Below are 20,511 nucleotides of genomic sequence, written 5' to 3' on the forward strand. Positions count from 1 at the left end.
GTAACACCTAAAAACAGCATATTAATGCAGCTTGCATTATATGAAGCCTTTTCAAGTTAACTTTACATTATTTTTTAAACTTTTAGCTATATTTTTCATTTTATTTTTTACTTTTAACTGCCCTTGACATTGATTTTTATATTGGATATATTCTATAATATAAATATGACTTTTAAATGCTATGAAGAGAAAAGTAATTACTACTTAAGTTTTCAGAGAGTTCCTGTATGCTGAAAAGGAATAGCTTAGTTTTAATGAAACAAGACTCGGAGCTTCATACGGATCCAACAGGTGATGATATGACGTAATGCTTACGTTACAAAGCTACAGTATGATAGTACTTAATGAGGTCAATATGGCAACATATTGATAAATTAGGGTGGTACCGCGATATGTCGCCCCTATAAAGCTTTTTCTGCTTATAGGTGGCGTTTTTTTATAACTTTTTTTGCTTTATAGCATATCTTTGTTGAAATAAATTTACTTGGAGAGTGATACAATGGTTAATAAGAGACTTGGTAAAGACGAACGACCTGTATTTCCTAAAAGAGCAGTAATAACTGCCGGAATGCCATATGGAAATAAAGAACTACATTTTGGACACGTAGGTGGAATGATGATTCATGCCGATGTGTTTGCCAGATTTTTAAGAGATAGAATAGGAAAAGAAAATGTAATATTCGTTTCTGGTACAGACTGCTACGGTTCACCAATATTAGAAAGTTACAGAAAACTAGTAGAAGATAAAAAATTTGATGGTTCTATCAAAGATTACGTTACAGGAAACCATTTAAAACAAAAAGCAACACTTGAAAAATATGAAATAAGCCCTAATCTTTTTGGTGCATCTGCACTTGGAAGAACTGGTGAAGTTCATAATGAAGTATCAAAGAAAATTTTCAATACTTTATATGAAAATGGCTATCTTGTAAAAATGTCTACACCTCAATTCTATGATCCAGAATACAATGTATTCTTAAACGGAAGACAGGTTATTGGTAAATGTCCTATTCAGGGATGTACTTCTGAAAAAGGATATGCAGATGAATGTTCTCTAGGTCACCAGTATATGCCTGATGAACTTATCGATCCTAAGAGTGCTTTATCAGGCAAGACTCCAGTAATAAAGGATGTTACTAACTGGTACTTCAAACTTGATGAATACTGCGATAAACTTCTTGAAAGAAACAACTATCTTATGAGATATTCTAACTGCAGAAAAAATATGCTTAAGACAATAGATGAATTCTTAAAGAAGCCAGTTATATATGTACAAAGAAAGAACATTGAAGATTTAGCAGAACTTGAAAGTCTTTTCCCAGAACATGAAACTATTGATGAAGAAAAGAAGAGTTCAATAACTTTTGTATTTAAGGATTTAGCAGCTAGAGATAAGGCAAGAGAAGTTTTGGGAAGTAAAGGAATCAACTATAGAAGTGGTAAGACTCTAGTTCCATTCAGACTATCAGGAAACGTTGAATGGGGAGTTCCAGTTCCAGATACAGAAGATCAGAAGGATTTAACATTCTGGGTATGGCCTGAATCACTATGGGCTCCAATATCATTTACTGAAGCTTACCTTGAAGAACATAAGGAACTTGATCAGAATATAAGTGACTGGTGGAACAGTGAAGATTCAACAGTGTTCCAGTTCATAGGAGAAGATAATATCTACTTCTACGGAATTGCTGAAATGGCTATGTTCAGTGCTTTAATGAATAACGAAGATATGGAAAATATAAATCTTCCTCAAATAATATCAAATAAACACATATTATTTATGGGAATTAAGGCAAGTAGTAGTTCAGAAATCAAACCACCTATGGCAGATGAACTATTAAACCACTATACAGCAGAACAGCTTAGAATGCACTTCTTAAGTCTTGGTTTATCATCAAAGAGTGCAAGCTTTAAGCCACAGATATACATGAAGGAAGAAGAAAAACAAGGTGCAGATCCAGTATTAAAAGAAGGAAACCTTCTTACAAATGTATATAACAGAATCGTAAGATCTTGCTTCTATACTGCACAGAAACACTTTGACAACAAAATACCAGTTGGTACTGTAAGTGAAAAAATATTAGAAGATACTAAGAAAGCAGTTCTTGAATATGAAAGACATATGTATAACCATGAATTCCATGCAATAACTTATGTTCTTGACAGCTACATCAGAAACATGAATAAATATTGGGCTAAAAATTCAAGAGAGGCTGAAAAAAATAATGATGAAGAATTATTAAAGCAGATAGTAATTGATGAATTCTATGCTTTACGTGTTATTGCAACACTTCTTCACCCAATAGCACCAACAGGATGCGAAATGGTAAGAGAATACCTTAACGCAAGTGATAAAATATGGAGCTGGGATTACATATTTAATCCAGTTTACGACTTTATTGAAGATAAAAACTATGAGCTTAAGTTCCTAGAACCAAGAGTTGACTTCTTCACAAAACATCCATCACAATTACAGTTTGACGAAAACTAAAATAGGTTTGCAAAGACCTTATGCGAAGCATCCATAGCTTTGCATAAGGTCTTTATCCATAAAACAAGAAATCAGTTAGCGCTGCTAACTGATTTCTTTGTTTTTATCGAAATAACGTTTATGTTTTTTTATTCCTGAAATCATTAATTAATAATAGGTATCCATGGTGATGCTAAAAATATTTTATTACAGATAGCTGGACTCCCGCATATTGATTTAAGAATTTCATTGCATCCTGCTGAAAAGCCCCATAAAAGCACTTCACTATATGGCTCATTATTTATTTTATTAAATACTGCAGGCAGCTGAGGATAAGCATTATCTTCCCATCTAAATAAGTTTACAGAATCTATATCTTTTGACTGCACATATTCTAACTGATAGTCTTTTCTATTTAAAAAGCTCCAGTTTTCCTTGCAGCTTTCAATATTCTGCTGGTTTCCATGAAGAATAACAGCTAACTTGTCAGCAGTCTTACTCTTCCATGAAAAATATGTATCAGTATTCTTAATTGCTAAAAAATATCTTTCATCCAATCCCCCCAAACTATTTAATTACCTTTTCATATATTCTAAAAAGATCAAGTCCATACATACTATATCCTTCATCAATTGTATCAAGATACTCATATCTAAAGCTTTCATAAAGTTTTATTGCTGGTATATTCTTTCTAAATACATCTAATCTTATTGATTTGATATTATTTGCTTTTGCTTCATCATCAATTGTTGGATATACACCTTTTTTCCATCCAGGATAATTTGTCCTCTCTGTGAGATAATCAATAAGATCATCATATAGCTTGGCTACTTTTTTTATGTCTTTTTCTGTTCCCTTTTCAATATGTACATTCATTTTCCTTAAGTCCTCCTATTTACTGCTATTTTATTACTTCTCCATGAACAACTACCCTGCCCCCATCTGGACATTTTGCTTCAAACATAGCTGCTCTTGTATTTCCATAATCAAGTTCTGCACCATTAAGCAGAGCATATACAGATGGATATATACTATTCCAAAGTTCATGACAAAGTGGAGGGCATAAATCCTCCACAATAAATTCATCACCTTTTTTACAGTATCCGCTTCTGCATCTACTTTCTTTTATAGTTATTTTAACCTTCGGCATACTGCTTCCCCCCTAATCAATATCTAAAATGTACTCTTCACCTTCATAGGGTTCTTCATCTTCATTACATTTATAAGGCATATTTCTGACAAATTTAAAGCCAAGCTTTTTCATAACATTGGCTGAAGCCTTGTTAACCTTAGCACAATGTCCTATTACCTTCTTAATGTGTAACTTATCTCTAGTAAATTTTATGACCTCTGTCATTGCTTCAGTTGTATATCCACATCCCCATGCTCTTTTAGCTAAATTGTATCCTATTTCAAAAGCATTAAACTCTTCTTCAAAATATATAAGACATGTCCCAATAACTTTACCATTGTCTTTACATACAATTGCCCATCTATACCAGTCATCAGAATCTATTTTTGATATTTCTTCTTTAATCCATTTCTTTGTTTTATTTATATCATTATGGCTCTGCCAATACATATACCTTGCCACATCAGGATCGTTCTCCCATCCATAAAAAACATCCTCTAAATCATTATTACAAAATGGTCTTAGAATAATTCTTTTAGCATTAATAACTGGTGTTCTCATTTATTTTCCCCCCAATCACTGCTCTGCAAATCTCAATTTGTGGAGTTGTTTTTATTTTATAATTTTATTATTAATAATAATCATCTTACTTACATCATTAGTATCTATTTCAAGCTTATCTTTACACTGCTCAATCAGCTTCATTGCAATACTGCCTTTTCTAACCTTATCTGATGCATGCTTTAAATCAAACCATTCTGCCTTATCTACTTCCTCTGAAATCTTAAAATCCTGCTTTTTAACATGAGCTAAAAATCCAAGCATAAGCATATCCTTTTTAGGATAATAGTAGCTATTTATATATTCTATATTTCTTGGCCTTATACCAATTTCCTCTTCAACTTCTCTCATTGCTGTTGATTCAGCATTTTCACCTGATTTAATATGGCCAGCTACACATACATATGTATCTTTAGATACATATTCCTGACGTATAAGTGCCGCTTCATTATATTCATTAACAGCAAGTACAATAACGCATGTACTAAACAAATCAAAAAGCGGTTTATTACACTTATTACAGAAGTTCATAAGCCCTTCATCACCTATTTTCTTCTGTACTGTCTTTTCTCCACAATAAGGACAATAAATAAACTTCATAATAATCATCTCCAAAATTTATTTGGTAATATTTAGTATATCATAATTTTAAAAAATTCATATACTTACAAAACATTTTTTAAATATTTAAACTTTTTAACAAAATCACCCTTTTGTAGCTAATTTATTTTTTTCAAGCTGTTCAACTCTGTATGTTCCCTTATACATTTCAAGCAGTTTATTAACAGCTCTTGTTGCAATGCCTCTTGATCTGAAAGATTTTGCAACAAACAGCTCATGAACACTAAAATTAGCTTGTCCCCCAGCATATTTTCCAGTATTGAATAAAATAAATCCTGCAACTTCGTTATTTTTATTTACTTCAATAAGATCAACCTTATTAATACAATTCATAATACTAATATCTCCCCTTCATAAAAGCCACACTCCTTTATAATCTAGTATGTCTTAAAAACAGCAACAATATTAAAAAGGTAGAACATTAAGCCAGTAGCAACACCTTTTCTATGATATTTCTTTTTAGTAAACACAATAGAAATGCTGCATAGCCTCTTCATACTCATCATTATTGATTTCTCTCATTTCAAAACCCATTTACATCACCCCAAGTTTATTAAACACAGCATAGATAAAAACATATTTTTACATTACTTGCATTTTATCATTGGTGTGATTTTCATACAACAAAAAAGAAAGACGCCTTATTTTAAAACGCCTTTCTTTTATAACCTAATTTCTTTTCTTCCTAGTTATTTTCCTTTAATGTTTTAATTCTTTCTTTTATGTAGTTTAGAAATTCCTCATCAGTAAATTTAGGATCTCTTGTATTCATCCACAAATCACATGGCAGTTCTTCGCATTTTCCACAATTCTCTAAACATTTTTTATTTTTTACACATTCATAAATCCTGCAGCTCTTTCCTTCTTCTATGTAAAAGGGCTTACCACAAGACTTGTTGCATCCAACACATATACTGCCGAAGTATTCACACTCTCCACAATTTATTCCACAACAACTTATTTCTTTCATCAACATTTCCCCCTTATAGTTAGTAATTTTATTATAATAAAATTATCACTATCTATCTTGTAAAAATGCGACATCATTTAATGCTGTTCTTTTTGCCTGTGGAATTGTTATTGTATGATATTTCTTAAACTCATTTAATAAATGTGCTTGATCAGTAAATCCATACTTAACTACTGCATCCATCACATCAAAATTCTTATTACATAAAACGTCATTCCATAAATTCTGATATCTAATAAGTGAAGAAAATTTTTTCGGAGAAACTCCAATATTCTCAGAAAATATTCTTTGTAGCTGCCTGCTACTGATATGTAAATCCTTTGATAACTGACCAACTTCAATATTACCTCTCTGCTCTAACATTTCAGCAACTGAATTCATCAATAAATCTTTCTCCTAAGACATAAATATCATTATCTTTTCCATAACAAAGACTGTAACGCATGCAGATACAGCAACTGTTACAAGGCTCTTATTATAAAATGCTAAGACAACAGCAACAATGACACCTGCCAGCGCACTGTAGATACTGCTTGTAGCATGAAAAACAACTGGAAATGTCATTGCCATAAGGCATGAATATGGTACATAGTACAAAAAAGATTTTATATACTTATTAGTAATCTTTTTTTGAAAAACAGTCATTGGAATCATCCTAATAAGATACGTAACAACTGCCATAGTAATTATATAAATATAGACCATTAACCTCACTCCTTACAACTAGCCATTTCTTCTTTTCCACTTAATTCTGTCTCTTCTAAAGTCTCTTCATCTTCAATTGGAAACAGAAATGCAGAAAGTCCTGCAGATATTATTGTTGATATTATTATAGACATTCCACCTGATATGAAAGAAAAAAACGGTACATAATAAATTACAGAACTTATTATTACAGCTGTACATGCAGTAAATAAAACTGGTCTTGATTTTCTACCTGCCGGTATTACTATGGCTATAAACATTCCATAAAGTGCTACTCCTGTGGCTACCTGCAAAGTATGCGACATAAGATTTCCGCTTACCCCTCCAAGGATTGTCCCTGCTACCCAGCCTATGATTGGCAGACTTTGAAGTCCAATCATATAATGAAAAGTCAGACTCTTTCCATGTGCCATGGCTACTGCAAATATTTCATCAGTATTTGCAAATGCTATAACAAACCTCTGCCATAATTTAATCTTCTCAGAAAACTTTTGTGACATAGCAAGACTCATCAGTCCATATCGCAAATTGATAATAAACTGTGTAATTATCATCTCAAGTATAGTTCCAGATGCAGCTATAACCTTAATTCCTGCAAACTGGCCTGCACTTGTAAGATTTGAAGCGCTTATGATTGTTCCCTGAAATACAGAAAGCCCACTGGATACAACCATAATACCGATGCTGAAACTAACAGCGAAATATCCTAAAGCAATTGGAATACCGTCCCTTACTCCATTCTTAAATTCTGTTTTCATTTTTATATTTTTCACCCCAAATTTATAAATATAATTTAATATAAAACCATTTTATCACAAATATGTATCAATAAGTATACTGATACAAAATAATATTGTATTCTTTGGAGGCGCAGGGGTAAGTACTGAGATACGAATATAACCCCACTAAATTAATTATCATTACAAAGTAAAATTTTACATATAACAATTTGTTTATTTTCTATGAAAATTTGATATAATATTAGTAAGAAATGTTTTAAAAAAACAGAGTGAAAATATACGGCAAACATACTTTCACTCTGAATATACAATTCTAGTTGTTTCGGCAACTGGTATCATAAATTTTTAGTTGTAAAAATAGTAGTTCCAATTGCTAGTAAGAGGGCTACTATTTTTTTGCGATTTTTTCTATTAATAAAACAATAAATGTTAATAATGATATCAAAAATATTCCCGCATTAAACAGTAACATCAAATTATCGTTACTCATATGTATCACCCCTTCCTTAAAAGAGGTAAGTGATACCAGCAGCCCACTTAAGCTTATAAAATTGTACTTATGGATTATGTCATAAGTATACAGTATTTATATATAAGAATAAAATGGTAATACATTTGTTTTATTTTCTTATTTCTTATGCAATAATATAAGTATAATTTTAATTCGGAGATGATTTTTAATGAGTACTGAAATAGAAAAGTTAACTCAAATACTTAGAAATAGTAATAATATAGTTTTCTTTGGTGGTGCGGGTTGTAGTTGCGAAAGTGGTATACCAGACTTTAGAAGTGCAAAAGGATTATGGAATGAAAAACTTAAGATAAATCTTACTCCTGAACAATTAGTTTCACACACTATGTTTATGAGATACCCAGAAGAATTCTTTGAATTCTATAGAGACAAGTTAATATACCCTGATGCTAAACCTAATGCAGCTCATATTGCTTTAGCTAAGCTTGAAGAAATGGGTAAACTTAAAGCTATAGTCACTCAAAATATTGATGGTTTACATCAAGCTGCTGGTTCTAAAAATGTATATGAACTTCATGGATCTGTTCTTAGAAATTACTGCATGAAATGTGGAGCATTCTACGATGAAAAATTCATTCTTGAATCTAAGGGGATACCTACCTGCCCTAAGTGTGGTGGAAAGATTAAACCAGATGTAGTTCTTTATGAGGAAGGATTAGATAATGATGTGATTAATGGTGCTGTTAGGGCTATATCACAAGCTGATACTTTAATTATAGGGGGAACTTCACTTGTAGTTTATCCTGCTGCTGGACTTATTGATTATTTTAGAGGTAAGAATCTTATTTTAATTAATAAGAGTTCAACTTCTGCTGATAATAAGGCTGATTTAGTTATTCATGATGCTATAGGAAAAGTTTTAGGGGAAGTTGTTAGTAACTTATAGAAAAAACAAACACATTGGTTAGTCTATTAATCCATAAAACTATAGACTATCCCAATGTGTTTCTTAAAACTTTACTTATATATCTTTTTTATTTAAAACTCCCCTACTTGCAAACATGGTAACAGCACTAAATATAATTCCAACTAGCATACCTCTAACAATATATTCATTATTGATGCCAACTAGCATATACTGCACATTTGATTCAACCATATAATTCTCTATTGAAAATCCTTGTACAATACCAGTTTTATTTATTAGCCAGCTAACTCCTCTATAAATCATACTTGTTAAAACACATCCAGAAAATATCCCTAAAGCTATTCCAAAAGAAGATCCTCTTGTCCATGTAGCGATTAAAATAAATATTCCTGTAAAACCTACATGTAATAACAACTGAGCACACCATTTCTATTCTTTCTATTTTAATTTCAGCTGCAATTCAACAGGACAGTGGTCAGAACCTAGCACTTCTGTATGGATATCAGCAGAAGAAAGGTACTTTTCAAGGGAAGAACTTACACAGAAATAGTCTATTCTCCAGCCTGCATTTTTTTCACGAGCTTTGAAACGATATGACCACCAGCTGTATACCTGCTCTAAATCCGGATGGAAATAACGAAACGTATCAATAAATCCTGCATTCAAGAGATTGGAAAATTTCTCACGTTCCTCATCTGTAAATCCTGCATTTTTTCTATTAGTCTTAGGGTTTTTGAGGTCAATCTCATTATGTGCCACATTCATATCACCACATACCACTACAGGCTTTGTCTTTTCTAAATTCTTTAAGTAAGCTAAAAAATCATCTTCCCACTTGCATCTATAATCTAAACGTGCAAGTTCATTCTGAGAATTCGGTGTATAAACTGTAACAAGATAAAATTCTTCAAATTCTGCAGTTATGATTCTTCCTTCATTGTCATGCTCCTCTATTCCCATTCCATATGTAACATTGAGCGGTTTCTTTTTCGTAAAAACAGCAGTACCCGAATACCCTTTCTTCACAGCATAATTCCAATATTGATAATAACCAGGTAGTTCTAAATCTATCTGACCTTCCTGAAGTTTTGATTCCTGTATACAAAAAATATCAGCATCTACTTCATTAAAGTAGTCTAAAAATCCCTTTTTCACACAGGCACGTAGCCCATTTACATTCCATGATATTAATTTCATCTTTTTATCTCCTTGTGTATTTATAATTGATTTTTCCCATTGTTTATTATAGTTATTATAACACTATAAAAATTAGAGAGTTAATACAACGTACTAACTCCCCTAAAATTTATTTCACATCATTTAAATCTAGTATATAGATATACGAATCATACATACCTCTTTTTACTGCATCTTTTTGTGCCTCATTATCATCTTCTATTACAGGTCCATTCCATATTGCATAATTCTTTGACATTTTAACGTCTGTATAGTTTGCAAACTTATCAGTCAAGATATATGTCTTATTATTATCTACAGAAAATAATCTAAGTTTATCTGTTCCTCCCCAGCCAATAAATTTACCATTAAACTCAGGGAAATCAAATGCATCTTCCTTGTTAGAAGAATATATTTCATATACTTTATTATTCTTATTAAAATAAAGAGATTTGGAACTAACTTTTGCTGTATCATCATTGATAATTCCACTAAATACAAAGTCATTGCCAGAAACACTAATCTTTGCTGGCTGTATCTCTGTTTCTATCTTATTTTGAGAACCAGTTGACAAATTTTCTTTAAAAATAGTGTCTCTCTGACTTGCAACACTCTCTGGCGCTATATAATAAAAATCCTTACCATTAGTATCTGGTTCTGTAGCTGTGTCTTTAAACTTTGTAATCTTATCTGTTGCAGGATCATACTTCATTATACAAAGATTTGCTTTATCATTTTCATGGTATGTCATTGACCAGTAAGCAGCTTTATCTGAAAGACATAAATCTATAAAGGAATCATACATACCATATTTCATATTTTCATAGAGCTTAGTAACTTTACGAGTCTTTCTATCCATAAACTTAACTCTTGTTGGTGTAAATTCTGAATCCTGAGGTATTGTTTCTTCCCAAATTATATATGAACTATTCATCTTAGCTTGTCCTATGCTCCACTTTGGCTCTGTATTATATAAAAATTCAGACTTCTTATTTTCAATATCATATAGAAGTAATTTCTGCACATTATTAATATCAAACTGTGTAGCGCCAAGTATTATCCCATTCTCATCTATAGCGCTCTGAATCCAACAGATGCCATCCTTAAACTGAGCATGTATCTTTTGAATTTTATCTTTGTTTACAGGGACATCTTCACTTTTAATTTCTATTACATTAGTTTTCTTTAACTCTTTATTGTTTGAACTTTTCTTATCTTGTGTGACTTTCTCTTTTTCTTTAGTCTGCTTTTTCACAGCACCCTCTTGTTTTGTTTTTCCAACACTCCGTGAATAAAAATAGTAACTACATCCCACAGCTAATATAATTACTGCACAAACTAAAGGAACTATAAATTTTTTTCTGCCTACCATACAATCCCTCTACCGTTAACTATTCTTGCTAATTTTGAATATCCCATATTTGAATATTGTGGTACATTATGTCCCCACGAAATTCCAACTCCACTTGATGCTGGATCAATATACCAAATTGTAGCACCATAATCTTTATATCCATCAATTGCAAACCAATGACTAATGTTACTTGTTTGAAGTGTTACATCATGTTTCATTGCCAAGCTTTTCTTCATGTCTTTAGGTTGGTCCTTTAATATATTATTTTCTACCTTCTTATATTGCTTAAATGAAATATCACAAATCTTATACTCCATATACTCTTTTGCCAATTTTTCCTTTACTTCAATTTGTGCTTTAAGTTCATTAGAGATGGGATATTTAATTAAAATTCTTTTTTCATAGTTACTCCTCCTATTTAAAAATATTTTAATACAATATATTCAATTCATTACACAAAAACCCTTCAATGATTAAAAATTTTTTTATCTTTTTTTATAATTCAAAAATATACAAACATATGTGTACATTTTAATTAATTTTCCAAAGTATTTATCAGTTGTTTATTATGTGTACTAGTATTATTATTGTAATTTAGCACATTATAAGAGAAGAAATATCAATAAAAAAATACTAGAAAGATAGAGGGATATATTCACCGTAAGTTTTTTCCAAAAATTAACAATACAAAATAGCTGATGAAAACAGTCTTTATCTAGACATATTTTCGTCAGCTTTGATTTTTCTTCTATTTATTCTATCTACTTAAGCTCTCCACCTTCAATTACAAGGTTTTCTATGTTTCTGCAGTTGTTCCTTTTGCAACTATAATTTTCTTACCCTTTAGTTCATCCTCTGACTTTATTGGAGCTTTCTTTGTTATATATCTGTATAGTTGTGCTTTGTTAAGTCCTATTGCAAGACCGCTTTCAATCTGATGTTTAGGAAGTGACTGAAGTGCTCCTCTTACCAGGTCCCCCATTTCAGCAGCTCCCCATAAAGTAAATACAATTATAGATACAACTTCACCACTTAAATCTATATTCAGTGCTGTTGTAACTCCAAAATAAAATATAAACAGCCATACAAGTGTTGGAATTATCCTAAATGCTTCAAGATATATTCTATTAATAAATAGAACTATTTTATTTTTAGATGTCCTGCTAAGTCCTATAAATATTCCAATAATAGTACCTAATATTACTGATACAAATGCAATTTCTATAGTAGTTAAAAGGCCTTCAAAAATACGTTCAACATTTCTTCCTTCCAAAATAACCTTAATTGCCGAATTCTGCATATCTAAGCTTCCTTTCTATTATTGTTAAAATAAATGATATAGGCATGATGATAATAAGATATGCAATAACTAGCATTGCAAGAGATTCAAACGTTCTATAATACATTCCTATAAGATCCTTTTATTTTATTCTACTTTAACTAAATTGGCAGTATTGGTGGATATGGATATGGTGGGTATGGATATATAGGATAAGGTGGATATATTGGTGGTTTAAAGTACATTTCTATTTTCTTAAATGCTTCAAGGTATTCCCCCTGTAGCCTCCCCACATATTTCTCATAACTGTGTAACATAATTGTTATTCCCCCTTTTTAAATAAAATTTTCTGTGCACTTATATTTATCTTTTGATAATTCTCTCTAAAACTCTTCATCCATTCTATTCCTTCTTCGGTAATAGAATAATACTTTCTTTTCGGTCCAAGAGGTGACTCTCCCATTCTGCATGAAATAAGTTTTTTCTTATTTAATCTTGTAAGTACTGGATAAAGAGTCCCTTCAATAATATTTTCAAATCCATACTCCTGAAGCTGTGATAATATATCATAACCATAAGTCTCATGTTCTTCAATTATGGCTAAAATACAGCCTTCAAGAATTCCTTTTAATAACTGCGTATCTTCCAAATTAATGCCTCCTACTATGCAATACTAAGTAGCTTTGATAATAATATATCACAGCTCTTGTTAATAGCAAGTAGCCGTTTTAGAAATTTTTACCTAAACTGATTGTTTTCTGTTTTCCCATATATTACAATTAAAGAAACTATAAATAAATTGGGGTGATTATTATGGTGAATAACAACTATCTACAAAAATTTACCGAAAAATATGATGGAGACGATGTAATAAAATACTCTGTAATATCTATAGCTTTTACTGTACTTACATTTTTTCTTTATTTCTTTGAAGGTTTTCACTATGGCCTGCCTGATGACATTTTTTACAGATACTTTACTCCTGTAAATATTACACTGCAAAAAATATATATTGTCTATCTATGCTGTTATACTGTTTTATGCTTATTCTTAATTTACAAAGCATTCAGCGAGATTGTATACAGTAAATTTGATCTAATTCTGTCCTTTTCATTTATTATACCTTCTGTCTTTATATGTGCTCATATAATATATCTAACAGGAATGACAACCTTAAGTAACAGCATACCAGTCTTATCTATACTATTTACAGCTATATATATAATTATTGCTATGCTTTCTATACTGCATATTAAAAGAAATATTAAACTTAATCGTATACCAAAAACTTATAGCAAGAAAGTAACTGTACTATCTTACTGCTGTATCTTTGGATTTATTTTCTTTTCCGAAGCATTGGGAGATAAGATTTTACCAAGAAACCCTATGTATAAACAGTCATTAGGTGCAATTATAATCTTATTTTTTATTGACTATGTTATAGTGTATTTTATTTTTAAATATTATCTAAAAAAAATCCATCATAAAATTTTACCTTTTTAAATGCAATTTCCCAGACATTAAAAAGAGCTGTATCAGGATGATTTTAAAATCAAACTGATACAGCTTTTATAAATAAAATACTATTTCTTAAACTTAACAATAAATGTTAATATGCTTTCTCTTAATTCTGCTGTTATTTCTCCTCCAATTTTCTCAACAAGTAGCTTTGTAACAGTAAGACCAAGTCCAGAACTTTGATTATTCCTTGATTTATCCTTCATATAAAATCTCTTAAATAAATTCTCAAGATCATCTTCTACAAGATTATCTGTATCATTTGAAAACTTCATAATAACCTGATGATCTATTTCTTCCATTTCAACATTAAACATAGATATGCTATACTTTACTGCGTTTCCTATTAAATTAGAATATATTCTTGATAAAGCATTACTATCAACATTCAACATAATAGGTTTCTCACCAATATTGATTTCTGCCTCTATGTTTCTTTTTTCAAAATCATTATATGTTGTAAGAAGCTGCTCCATAAGAATTTTATGTACATCTGTTTCCTTCAATTCGATGTTATACTCATCAGATTCCAACCTAGATAAATCATAAAATGACTGTATAAGGTTCTGAAGCGCTTTTGATTTTTTCTGTATAATATTGATATACTCTATTTTATCCTCTTCAACACAGTCATTATCCTTAATAAGTTCTACATATCCAAGTATTGATGTAAGTGGCGTTCTTAAATCATGGGATATACTTTGTATCTGTCTTCTTAAATCTTTTTCCCTTCTAAGCTGATCAATTCTATATTTCTGAGTATCTCTTAAATATACATTAAACTCCTTTAGAAGTTTTTCAAGATTTCTATCTGGATGTGAAAGCGTAACCTTCCTGCTTGTCTCCATATCCTCACATATTTCCTTAAAATCATCCTTTACATCCTTTATACTTTTTGAAAGCAGAAAAAAGCGTGCACCAAAATACACACTTATAATAAGTAGAACAGCTATAATTATATACTCAATCATAAAATAACATCACTCCCAGTTAGATAAACATTAATTTAAAATTTAAGATGTAGGATTTAAAATTAAGGATTGAACTCCCTTTTAGGAGTTCAAAAAATATTATTTTATTTCTTTTCTTTTAAATGCCATTAATCCTATAATATAGCATATCACTGATCCTATTATTCCTACAAGAATACATCTCATTAATCCTTCGTTTGTAAGCCATCCTAAAGTGTATGCTCCTGTTTTTTGATTGAAAGAAACATCACTAATAATGTACCAAGGCATCCAATCAGCAATTGCAGCTGCTATTTTAACCTTTGTTCCTAATAAAGCAAGGACTTTAGGAATAACAGCTATAACTATAGCCCATACAACAGCAATTGTTGTTTCCTTATCTATTATATAGTATAAAGAATGAGTAAAAACAACACATAAAATAAGTATAGGTACTGCTCCTGTCATGCCTGTTATTAATTCATTAAGATACATTGAGCCACTGTCAGCAAGTAATAAATATCCACCTGCAATATATGCTCCTATAACTATAGTAAAAGCTATAAGTGCTACAAAAAGTTCTGTAAAAAGTCTTCCAAAGAAAATTTCTGATCTTGATAATCCATAAGCTACTGAATTTTTTAAAGTATGATTCTTAAACTCTTCTGCAAATACTACAGATACAAGTGCTACACATAACATCATTATTAATTGAACATTTGAAAACATGCTGCTGAATGCAAATTCAGTAGTTGTATACTGAGTTGGGAATATTGCCAGCATAACCTCAAGAAATAGCACTGCTGCTGTACATAATCCAACAAACATATATATTCCTCTTGAATGTATAATTCTATATAATTCACTCTTTAAATAATTATTCATTATCATTACCCCCTACTAAAGACATATAGTAATCTTCAAGTTTAATCATTTTCTGTGTTATTTCCTTAAGTGCCATACCATTTTCAACTGCTAATTTACTTACCTTTTCAGGTTCCTTTATACCTTCAAAAAGATGAATCACGTTTCCTGGAAGCACCTTATAATTTTTATATCCTAACTTTTCCTCTATAACTGCGCAAAGTTTTTTAGTATTATCTACTTTAACCTCTATATAACTTGTACATTTATCTTCAAGTTCCTTAGCTGTTAATTGTTCAACAAGTACACCTTTATTTAAAAAGCCATAACTTGTAGCTATATTAGAAAGCTCTGATAAAATATGACTTGAAATAATTATAGTAACATTATTCTCTTTATTAAGCTTTAATATTAGATTTCTTATTTCTATTATTCCTGATGGATCAAGTCCATTTATAGGTTCATCAAGAATAAGTAGTTCAGGCTCACCCATCATAGCAAGAGCAAGGCCTACCCTTTGTTTCATACCAAGAGAAAGATCACTAAACTTCTTGTTCTTTGCTTCAAGTATATTTACTGCTTCTAATGCTCTATCCACACTATCCTTACCTGGGATCCCTCTCTGTATTCTGTAATACTCTAAGTTCTTACCAACTGTAAGTTTAGGATAAAAACATGGCTGCTCAATTATTGCTCCAGTTCTTCTTCTTGCTCTTTGAAGCTCTTTCTCTCCTGATTTTCCAAACAGTTCAAAAGTACCACTTGTAGGCTGGCTCTGTCCTGTAAGTATTCTTAAAAATGTTGTCTTACCTGCACCGTTATTTCCTACAAGTCCATAAATATCACCTTTTTTAATTGTTATATTCATATCCCTTAATGCAGTAAAACTGCCATAATTCTTTGAGATATTGTTTGTTCTTATAATTTCACTCATTGATAATCCCCTTTCACTTTCTTAAATATTTTCCTATAAAATTTAATTCATAATTAAATGTTCTTTTCTTATCCCTTCGACACTTAATATGATACAGAAATACATTAAACTAATCATCAAGAAACCTTAAAGAAAGTATAAATTTAGCGTGCATTACCCGCCTGGATCTCCGTCGACACGCTCCAAGTCGACCAGGCAAGTATTGCACGCTAATTTGTTGCTATTATTAATTTATATTTCTTTATACTTATTTAATATTTATTTGCAAAGTTTAAAGCCTATTCCCCATACTGTCTTTATATATTCTTCGTCTGGATCGATGTCTTTTATCTTTTTTCTTACATTGCTCACATGAACATTTACTGTATTGTCTTCTCCAAAATATCCTGATTGCCAGATTGTTTCATATAAATTTTCTCTTGAATAAACTTTATCCGGATTTTTAACAAGGACACATAATATATCAAATTCATGTGCTGTTAAGTTAAGTTCTTGTCCATTAACTTGAGCCTCTCTTAACCCTTCATTAATCACAAGCTTCTTAAACTTCAGCTCATCGCTACTAGTAGCTCCCACAAACTTTCTATATCTTCTCAGCTGTGAATTCACTCTTGCTAAAATATCTGCTGCTTCAAATGGCTTTGTTATATAATCATCTGCTCCCATATTAAGAGCATTAACTCTGTCTTCAAGTGCAGTCTTTGCTGAGACTACTATTATTGGCATATCACTTTTATTTCTTATCTTATTAATAAGTTCTTCACCTGTAACACCTGGCAGCATCATGTCAAGAAGAGCTATATCATATTGCTCCATAGAAATTCTAAGCTCAGCTTCACTGCCTGAAAAAGCTTGAACAACTTCATAATCTTCTTTTTTTAATATCTTCATTATTAAATTATTTATATCAACATCATCTTCCACAATTAAAACTTTCTGTTTTTCCATAGCAACCCTCTCTACCATAAATTACATTAATATTTACATGTTACCAAAACATATATTATATTAATAATACCATAAGGAGGTCATATTTTGGTAAGAATTTTAATAATACTACTTCTTCTCGTTGTTCTTGCAGTAATGTATTATTCATTACAAAATGAGAAATTTAATCATAGAAAAGATAATATGTATCAGTCAAAACAGATACGTGAATTAAAAAAGAAATATAACGATCTTATGAGATCCAGCAGTGAACAATTTAGAAATATATCTCTTAATTCTCTGCCACTGTCTGCAGACACAGGTATAATCGCAGAAAATACAACTCTGCACATTGCACCAATGGAAAGAAGTGCTTCAGTTAATACAATAAATTATAAGACACAGGTAAATATCATTGACCAGATTGAGTGCAGCAATACACCCTGGTACTATATAGAAATACCATCCCTTGGAACACATAATTCCAAAGGATGGATCAAAAAATCAGACTTCACTTTTATATCTAGTACAAGTAAAGAAATCAGAAATGTATAAAAAATTTAAAGCGCTATTTCGACTCCTCAGCCGACACACTCCAAGTCGGCTCTGCATAGGTCTTAAAATCCTTTGCCCTATAAAGAAACTCATAACTTAAAATTAAAATTACTATGAACATGAGTATAGCTGCTATATGAATATCGACAAACTTATTTCTATAACAATTATATGATGATAGCACTATAATAACTTTGATTATTCCTTTTTTCATTATTTTGATATGATACCAGCTTTAGATTCTCCATAACTTTTCTATCACCAGATTCATTTGTAAGATTATAAATCATCCTGTTATTTATACCGTTAATAATAAGTATTAAACTCAACGGAATAACTGCTAGCCCACTAACATATACGTGCTTTTCCTTTTCACAAAATCCATCCCCTTCATGGATCAGCTGCACTAAGGCACCCTATGCTGAAAAATCCAAAAAGTGTAACATCCCCATTAAACTATTTTACTTAAATAAATATATGAACTGCTCCGCCAGCTGGCTGTCCTTTGCTGTCAAAAGCTCCTTTTTTCATAATATCCCCGCTGTAAAGTTCCTTGCCAGTATCTATGCTAAAGATTTTGATAGCTTCCTGTTCACATTTCTGTCCATGACCGTCATATCTTGAATATATGCCATATACCTTATTATCCTTTACCTTGATATGACTAAACCCACTATTTTCATTATCCTTCCTATCAATCAGCTTTACTGTATCTTTAAGCTTTCCATCTGATGTTCTCTCAATCATTTCACCAGTATAGCTAAAAAGATACTGACCACCATTATTTTCAATTACTGTGTTAACATCAAATCCCTTTGGAAGCTTAGTCTTCTCAGTTGTATCATTTGTAACATTATATATAACAAGACTAAATACAGGAGTACCTTCGCTGTCGTTTTTATTGTTATTATAATCTACACAATAGATATTATTGCTGCTGTCAGTTTTAACTGCCATTATTTTTCTACCAATGTCAAACTTCTTTAAAAAGTTTCCTGTCGCAAGATCAAACTTATAATTTACAAGGCTTTCTGTATCTTCGCTTGTTTCATTATTACTAGAAGACTTCTGCAGTACAATATTCACAAATCTACCTGATATCTTAACTAGGTTTGTATGGAAATATCCATTATCGCTATTATAGTCAAGGTCATATCTTTTATTCTTTATATCTCCTGATTTTAAATCCTTTATATAAAGATCAATATAGTACTGTAATCCAGCCTGCTCAACTGATGCATAGCAAGCATACTTTTCGTTCTCATCTATAAATTGCTCATTAAGCATTTTACCTCTGAATAAGTCCTTATTCCTTTTTACCACATCATTGCTTCCATACTTATAAAAGCTGCTGTCTCTTTCTGTTTTTATATCATCTGCAGTAATAGTAACTTTTCTATCAAAAACATAAGAACTACCTTCATCCTGCAGTGTTTCAAACTTTACGCTACTCATTTCTTAGTGTATTAAAACATTCATACACCGCTATAAAATTTTATTTCCATCTGTCATTAAGTATATTTATAACATCATTTTTATCTACGTTTATTGATTTTAAATTTACAATTAAATTATTGATTGCATCATCAATAAGTTCATATTTCATTGTCTTTATCTTTTCAGTATCTCTTGTGATAGTGCTTTGAAAATTTCTCACAGTTTCAATCATTCCCTGATCCTCCATTTCCTTATATGCTCTCTGCACAGTATTAGCGTTAACTTTTAATGTGCCTGCAAGTTCTCTTCTTGATGGTATCTCATCACCAGGTTTAAAATTTCCAACAACCATCTGCTGTTTGAAATATTTAACTATCTGTAGATAAATAGGTTCATTTGTATTGAAATCTATAATCACACTTTTACCTCCTTATCTTCTCTTTAAATGTATTATAGTATTAATACACTATGCAGTCAATATATTTTTGAATAATTTTTTTTAAAATACTAACACTAGATTTAGTAGTAATTATCCCACCAGTAATTACTACAACTCAACTCCTACCAAATGAAATCTAAGCTCCAAGCAACATGTATCCTCAACTTGCCCCCATTCCTTGGAGCTTAGATTATTGTTGTTTTACTATACTAAGGAGGTGAATAATATGGATAACAAAAATGAAAAGATAAATGAATTTACACAAACTCTCTCTCACATAAAAGATGATATCAAAAAAGGGGCTGAAGTCTTTAAAGACGAAGCAAGATACAGTGCAGAAGCTATGGGTAAAGCTGCAGATAAAGCTGCAAGCAGTCTTTCATCTGGAATGAAAGTAATGAGTGATGAAATTTCTCATGGTGCACAAAAACTGAAAGATGAATTCAATAACATGATGAACAACAAAAAAGAGTAGGATT

The 20,511-nt window shown here is 31.0% G+C and carries 30 protein-coding genes, 1 pseudogene and 1 other annotated feature; of the genes and pseudogenes, 4 read left to right on the plus strand and 27 right to left on the minus strand.

The genetic code is table 11. The features are described 5' to 3' along the window. Positions 1-172 precede the first annotated feature (172 nt). Positions 173-406 (plus strand) — a binding site (T-box leader). Between the two features lie 93 nt (positions 407-499). Beyond that, positions 500-2,491, plus strand: coding sequence for a methionine--tRNA ligase (locus FYJ33_RS07655; protein WP_154531167.1), 1,992 nt, complete (start codon positions 500-502; stop codon positions 2,489-2,491). Between the two features lie 143 nt (positions 2,492-2,634). Here FYJ33_RS07655 and FYJ33_RS07660 read toward each other — a convergent pair whose 3' ends face one another. The 12 genes from FYJ33_RS07660 to FYJ33_RS16980 all read right to left on the minus strand — a co-directional run bounded on the left by FYJ33_RS07660 (position 2,635) and on the right by FYJ33_RS16980 (position 7,689). Further along, the gene (locus FYJ33_RS07660; RefSeq protein ID WP_154531168.1) at positions 2,635-3,027 is read right to left on the minus strand and encodes a hypothetical protein; all 393 of its coding nucleotides are present in this window, start codon (positions 3,025-3,027) and stop codon (positions 2,635-2,637) included. Between the two features lie 10 nt (positions 3,028-3,037). Next, positions 3,038-3,346: an N-acetyltransferase gene (locus FYJ33_RS07665; RefSeq protein WP_154531169.1), complete on the minus strand. Its 309-nt coding sequence runs from the start codon at positions 3,344-3,346 to the stop codon at positions 3,038-3,040. 25 nt (positions 3,347-3,371) lie between these two features. Beyond that, a complete protein-coding gene (locus FYJ33_RS07670; RefSeq protein WP_154531170.1) occupies positions 3,372-3,620 on the minus strand; it encodes a TIGR04076 family protein in 249 nt (82 codons plus the stop codon). 12 nt (positions 3,621-3,632) lie between these two features. Then, the gene (locus tag FYJ33_RS07675) at positions 3,633-4,163 is read right to left on the minus strand and encodes a GNAT family N-acetyltransferase (protein WP_154531171.1); all 531 of its coding nucleotides are present in this window, start codon (positions 4,161-4,163) and stop codon (positions 3,633-3,635) included. A 51-nt stretch (positions 4,164-4,214) separates the two neighbouring features. Beyond that, complete coding sequence (locus tag FYJ33_RS07680) at positions 4,215-4,763, minus strand: NAD(+) diphosphatase (protein WP_154531172.1); 549 nt, start codon at positions 4,761-4,763, stop codon at positions 4,215-4,217. A 105-nt stretch (positions 4,764-4,868) separates the two neighbouring features. Further along, entirely contained in the window at positions 4,869-5,117 is a 249-nt protein-coding gene (locus tag FYJ33_RS07685) for a GNAT family N-acetyltransferase (RefSeq protein ID WP_154531173.1), read from the minus strand. A gap of 44 nt (positions 5,118-5,161) precedes the next feature. Further along, a complete protein-coding gene (locus FYJ33_RS16650) occupies positions 5,162-5,290 on the minus strand; it encodes a GNAT family protein (RefSeq protein ID WP_268891450.1) in 129 nt (42 codons plus the stop codon). Positions 5,291-5,469: 179 nt separating this feature from the next. Further along, complete coding sequence (locus FYJ33_RS07690; protein WP_154531174.1) at positions 5,470-5,754, minus strand: DUF3795 domain-containing protein; 285 nt, start codon at positions 5,752-5,754, stop codon at positions 5,470-5,472. A 48-nt stretch (positions 5,755-5,802) separates the two neighbouring features. Next, the gene (locus FYJ33_RS07695) at positions 5,803-6,135 is read right to left on the minus strand and encodes a helix-turn-helix domain-containing protein (RefSeq protein ID WP_235900804.1); all 333 of its coding nucleotides are present in this window, start codon (positions 6,133-6,135) and stop codon (positions 5,803-5,805) included. A gap of 15 nt (positions 6,136-6,150) precedes the next feature. Then, positions 6,151-6,459: an AzlD domain-containing protein gene (locus tag FYJ33_RS07700; protein WP_154531176.1), complete on the minus strand. Its 309-nt coding sequence runs from the start codon at positions 6,457-6,459 to the stop codon at positions 6,151-6,153. 5 nt (positions 6,460-6,464) lie between these two features. Then, the gene (locus FYJ33_RS07705; RefSeq protein WP_154531177.1) at positions 6,465-7,217 is read right to left on the minus strand and encodes an AzlC family ABC transporter permease; all 753 of its coding nucleotides are present in this window, start codon (positions 7,215-7,217) and stop codon (positions 6,465-6,467) included. A 370-nt stretch (positions 7,218-7,587) separates the two neighbouring features. Continuing rightward, positions 7,588-7,689: a putative holin-like toxin gene (locus FYJ33_RS16980; protein ID WP_154531178.1), complete on the minus strand. Its 102-nt coding sequence runs from the start codon at positions 7,687-7,689 to the stop codon at positions 7,588-7,590. Positions 7,690-7,879: 190 nt separating this feature from the next. Here FYJ33_RS16980 and FYJ33_RS07715 point away from each other — a divergent pair, with 190 nt between their 5' ends. Continuing rightward, positions 7,880-8,617 carry an NAD-dependent protein deacylase gene (locus FYJ33_RS07715; protein ID WP_154531179.1) on the plus strand — a complete coding sequence of 246 codons (738 nt, stop codon included), beginning with the start codon at positions 7,880-7,882 and terminating at the stop codon, positions 8,615-8,617. A 75-nt stretch (positions 8,618-8,692) separates the two neighbouring features. Here the strand turns inward: FYJ33_RS07715 and FYJ33_RS07720 are convergent, their stop codons facing one another. From FYJ33_RS07720 to FYJ33_RS07775, 12 genes and pseudogenes are all read right to left on the minus strand, one after another. Continuing rightward, entirely contained in the window at positions 8,693-9,013 is a 321-nt protein-coding gene (locus FYJ33_RS07720; RefSeq protein WP_154531180.1) for a hypothetical protein, read from the minus strand. A gap of 24 nt (positions 9,014-9,037) precedes the next feature. Continuing rightward, entirely contained in the window at positions 9,038-9,796 is a 759-nt protein-coding gene (locus FYJ33_RS07725) for an exodeoxyribonuclease III (protein WP_154531181.1), read from the minus strand. Between the two features lie 109 nt (positions 9,797-9,905). Next, entirely contained in the window at positions 9,906-11,147 is a 1,242-nt protein-coding gene (locus tag FYJ33_RS07730) for a hypothetical protein (protein ID WP_154531182.1), read from the minus strand. After that, entirely contained in the window at positions 11,141-11,446 is a 306-nt protein-coding gene (locus tag FYJ33_RS07735) for a hypothetical protein (RefSeq protein WP_154531183.1), read from the minus strand. Before FYJ33_RS07735 ends, FYJ33_RS07730 begins: the two co-directional genes overlap by 7 nt. 479 nt (positions 11,447-11,925) lie before the next feature. After that, positions 11,926-12,429: an ABC transporter permease subunit gene (locus FYJ33_RS07740; RefSeq protein WP_154531184.1), complete on the minus strand. Its 504-nt coding sequence runs from the start codon at positions 12,427-12,429 to the stop codon at positions 11,926-11,928. Next, positions 12,410-12,550, minus strand: a pseudogene (locus tag FYJ33_RS07745) (amino acid ABC transporter permease); the annotation flags it as partial. The pseudogene FYJ33_RS07745 and the gene FYJ33_RS07740, both read right to left, overlap by 20 nt. Before the next feature lie 19 nt (positions 12,551-12,569). Further along, positions 12,570-12,725, minus strand: coding sequence for a hypothetical protein (locus FYJ33_RS07750; RefSeq protein WP_154531185.1), 156 nt, complete (start codon positions 12,723-12,725; stop codon positions 12,570-12,572). 5 nt (positions 12,726-12,730) lie between these two features. Beyond that, the gene (locus FYJ33_RS07755; RefSeq protein ID WP_154531186.1) at positions 12,731-13,057 is read right to left on the minus strand and encodes a PadR family transcriptional regulator; all 327 of its coding nucleotides are present in this window, start codon (positions 13,055-13,057) and stop codon (positions 12,731-12,733) included. 934 nt (positions 13,058-13,991) lie between these two features. Further along, positions 13,992-14,897 carry a sensor histidine kinase gene (locus FYJ33_RS07760; protein ID WP_154531187.1) on the minus strand — a complete coding sequence of 302 codons (906 nt, stop codon included), beginning with the start codon at positions 14,895-14,897 and terminating at the stop codon, positions 13,992-13,994. A 99-nt stretch (positions 14,898-14,996) separates the two neighbouring features. Next, positions 14,997-15,761 (minus strand): ABC-2 transporter permease, encoded by a 765-nt coding sequence (locus FYJ33_RS07765; RefSeq protein WP_206046642.1) that lies wholly within the window; start codon positions 15,759-15,761, stop codon positions 14,997-14,999. After that, positions 15,754-16,674, minus strand: coding sequence for an ABC transporter ATP-binding protein (locus tag FYJ33_RS07770; protein ID WP_154531189.1), 921 nt, complete (start codon positions 16,672-16,674; stop codon positions 15,754-15,756). Before FYJ33_RS07770 ends, FYJ33_RS07765 begins: the two co-directional genes overlap by 8 nt. A gap of 258 nt (positions 16,675-16,932) precedes the next feature. Beyond that, positions 16,933-17,622 (minus strand): response regulator transcription factor, encoded by a 690-nt coding sequence (locus FYJ33_RS07775; RefSeq protein ID WP_154531190.1) that lies wholly within the window; start codon positions 17,620-17,622, stop codon positions 16,933-16,935. 87 nt (positions 17,623-17,709) lie between these two features. On the opposite strand from FYJ33_RS07775, the gene FYJ33_RS07780 reads away from it, so the two are divergent. Continuing rightward, complete coding sequence (locus FYJ33_RS07780; protein ID WP_154531191.1) at positions 17,710-18,156, plus strand: hypothetical protein; 447 nt, start codon at positions 17,710-17,712, stop codon at positions 18,154-18,156. 167 nt (positions 18,157-18,323) lie between these two features. Here the strand turns inward: FYJ33_RS07780 and FYJ33_RS07785 are convergent, their stop codons facing one another. Genes FYJ33_RS07785 through FYJ33_RS07795 form a run of 3 tightly spaced genes read right to left on the minus strand, consistent with a single transcriptional unit; the run spans position 18,324 to position 20,011 of the window. Continuing rightward, entirely contained in the window at positions 18,324-18,563 is a 240-nt protein-coding gene (locus tag FYJ33_RS07785; RefSeq protein ID WP_154531192.1) for a hypothetical protein, read from the minus strand. 58 nt (positions 18,564-18,621) lie between these two features. Next, positions 18,622-19,611 carry a hypothetical protein gene (locus FYJ33_RS07790; protein ID WP_154531193.1) on the minus strand — a complete coding sequence of 330 codons (990 nt, stop codon included), beginning with the start codon at positions 19,609-19,611 and terminating at the stop codon, positions 18,622-18,624. A 40-nt stretch (positions 19,612-19,651) separates the two neighbouring features. Further along, complete coding sequence (locus tag FYJ33_RS07795) at positions 19,652-20,011, minus strand: GntR family transcriptional regulator (RefSeq protein ID WP_277643930.1); 360 nt, start codon at positions 20,009-20,011, stop codon at positions 19,652-19,654. A 247-nt stretch (positions 20,012-20,258) separates the two neighbouring features. Between FYJ33_RS07795 and FYJ33_RS07800 the strand changes: the two genes are divergently transcribed. Next, entirely contained in the window at positions 20,259-20,507 is a 249-nt protein-coding gene (locus FYJ33_RS07800; protein WP_154531194.1) for a hypothetical protein, read from the plus strand. Positions 20,508-20,511: the final 4 nt, after the last annotated feature.

This window comes from Inconstantimicrobium porci (assembly GCF_009696465.1).
GTDB classification, from domain to species: Bacteria; Bacillota; Clostridia; order Clostridiales; family Clostridiaceae; genus Inconstantimicrobium; species Inconstantimicrobium porci.

What these genes read in the sequence shown, in the direction of transcription:
- FYJ33_RS07655 (WP_154531167.1), top strand. Translation starts at nt 500, where the DNA reads ATGGTTAATAAGAGACTTGGTAAAGACGAACGACCTGTATTTCCTAAA.
- FYJ33_RS07665 (WP_154531169.1), bottom strand. Translation starts at nt 3,346, where the DNA reads ATGAATGTACATATTGAAAAGGGAACAGAAAAAGACATAAAAAAAGTA.
- FYJ33_RS07670 (WP_154531170.1), bottom strand. Translation starts at nt 3,620, where the DNA reads ATGCCGAAGGTTAAAATAACTATAAAAGAAAGTAGATGCAGAAGCGGA.
- FYJ33_RS07675 (WP_154531171.1), bottom strand. Translation starts at nt 4,163, where the DNA reads ATGAGAACACCAGTTATTAATGCTAAAAGAATTATTCTAAGACCATTT.
- FYJ33_RS07680 (WP_154531172.1), bottom strand. Translation starts at nt 4,763, where the DNA reads ATGAAGTTTATTTATTGTCCTTATTGTGGAGAAAAGACAGTACAGAAG.
- FYJ33_RS07685 (WP_154531173.1), bottom strand. Translation starts at nt 5,117, where the DNA reads ATGAATTGTATTAATAAGGTTGATCTTATTGAAGTAAATAAAAATAAC.
- FYJ33_RS16650 (WP_268891450.1), bottom strand. Translation starts at nt 5,290, where the DNA reads ATGATGAGTATGAAGAGGCTATGCAGCATTTCTATTGTGTTTACTAAA.
- FYJ33_RS07690 (WP_154531174.1), bottom strand. Translation starts at nt 5,754, where the DNA reads ATGAAAGAAATAAGTTGTTGTGGAATAAATTGTGGAGAGTGTGAATAC.
- FYJ33_RS07695 (WP_235900804.1), bottom strand. Translation starts at nt 6,135, where the DNA reads ATGAATTCAGTTGCTGAAATGTTAGAGCAGAGAGGTAATATTGAAGTT.
- FYJ33_RS07700 (WP_154531176.1), bottom strand. Translation starts at nt 6,459, where the DNA reads ATGGTCTATATTTATATAATTACTATGGCAGTTGTTACGTATCTTATT.
- FYJ33_RS07705 (WP_154531177.1), bottom strand. Translation starts at nt 7,217, where the DNA reads ATGAAAACAGAATTTAAGAATGGAGTAAGGGACGGTATTCCAATTGCT.
- FYJ33_RS16980 (WP_154531178.1), bottom strand. Translation starts at nt 7,689, where the DNA reads ATGAGTAACGATAATTTGATGTTACTGTTTAATGCGGGAATATTTTTG.
- FYJ33_RS07715 (WP_154531179.1), top strand. Translation starts at nt 7,880, where the DNA reads ATGAGTACTGAAATAGAAAAGTTAACTCAAATACTTAGAAATAGTAAT.
- FYJ33_RS07725 (WP_154531181.1), bottom strand. Translation starts at nt 9,796, where the DNA reads ATGAAATTAATATCATGGAATGTAAATGGGCTACGTGCCTGTGTGAAA.
- FYJ33_RS07730 (WP_154531182.1), bottom strand. Translation starts at nt 11,147, where the DNA reads ATGGTAGGCAGAAAAAAATTTATAGTTCCTTTAGTTTGTGCAGTAATT.
- FYJ33_RS07735 (WP_154531183.1), bottom strand. Translation starts at nt 11,446, where the DNA reads ATGGAGTATAAGATTTGTGATATTTCATTTAAGCAATATAAGAAGGTA.
- FYJ33_RS07740 (WP_154531184.1), bottom strand. Translation starts at nt 12,429, where the DNA reads ATGCAGAATTCGGCAATTAAGGTTATTTTGGAAGGAAGAAATGTTGAA.
- FYJ33_RS07750 (WP_154531185.1), bottom strand. Translation starts at nt 12,725, where the DNA reads ATGTTACACAGTTATGAGAAATATGTGGGGAGGCTACAGGGGGAATAC.
- FYJ33_RS07760 (WP_154531187.1), bottom strand. Translation starts at nt 14,897, where the DNA reads ATGATTGAGTATATAATTATAGCTGTTCTACTTATTATAAGTGTGTAT.
- FYJ33_RS07765 (WP_206046642.1), bottom strand. Translation starts at nt 15,761, where the DNA reads ATGAATAATTATTTAAAGAGTGAATTATATAGAATTATACATTCAAGA.
- FYJ33_RS07770 (WP_154531189.1), bottom strand. Translation starts at nt 16,674, where the DNA reads ATGAGTGAAATTATAAGAACAAACAATATCTCAAAGAATTATGGCAGT.
- FYJ33_RS07775 (WP_154531190.1), bottom strand. Translation starts at nt 17,622, where the DNA reads ATGGAAAAACAGAAAGTTTTAATTGTGGAAGATGATGTTGATATAAAT.
- FYJ33_RS07790 (WP_154531193.1), bottom strand. Translation starts at nt 19,611, where the DNA reads ATGAGTAGCGTAAAGTTTGAAACACTGCAGGATGAAGGTAGTTCTTAT.
- FYJ33_RS07800 (WP_154531194.1), top strand. Translation starts at nt 20,259, where the DNA reads ATGGATAACAAAAATGAAAAGATAAATGAATTTACACAAACTCTCTCT.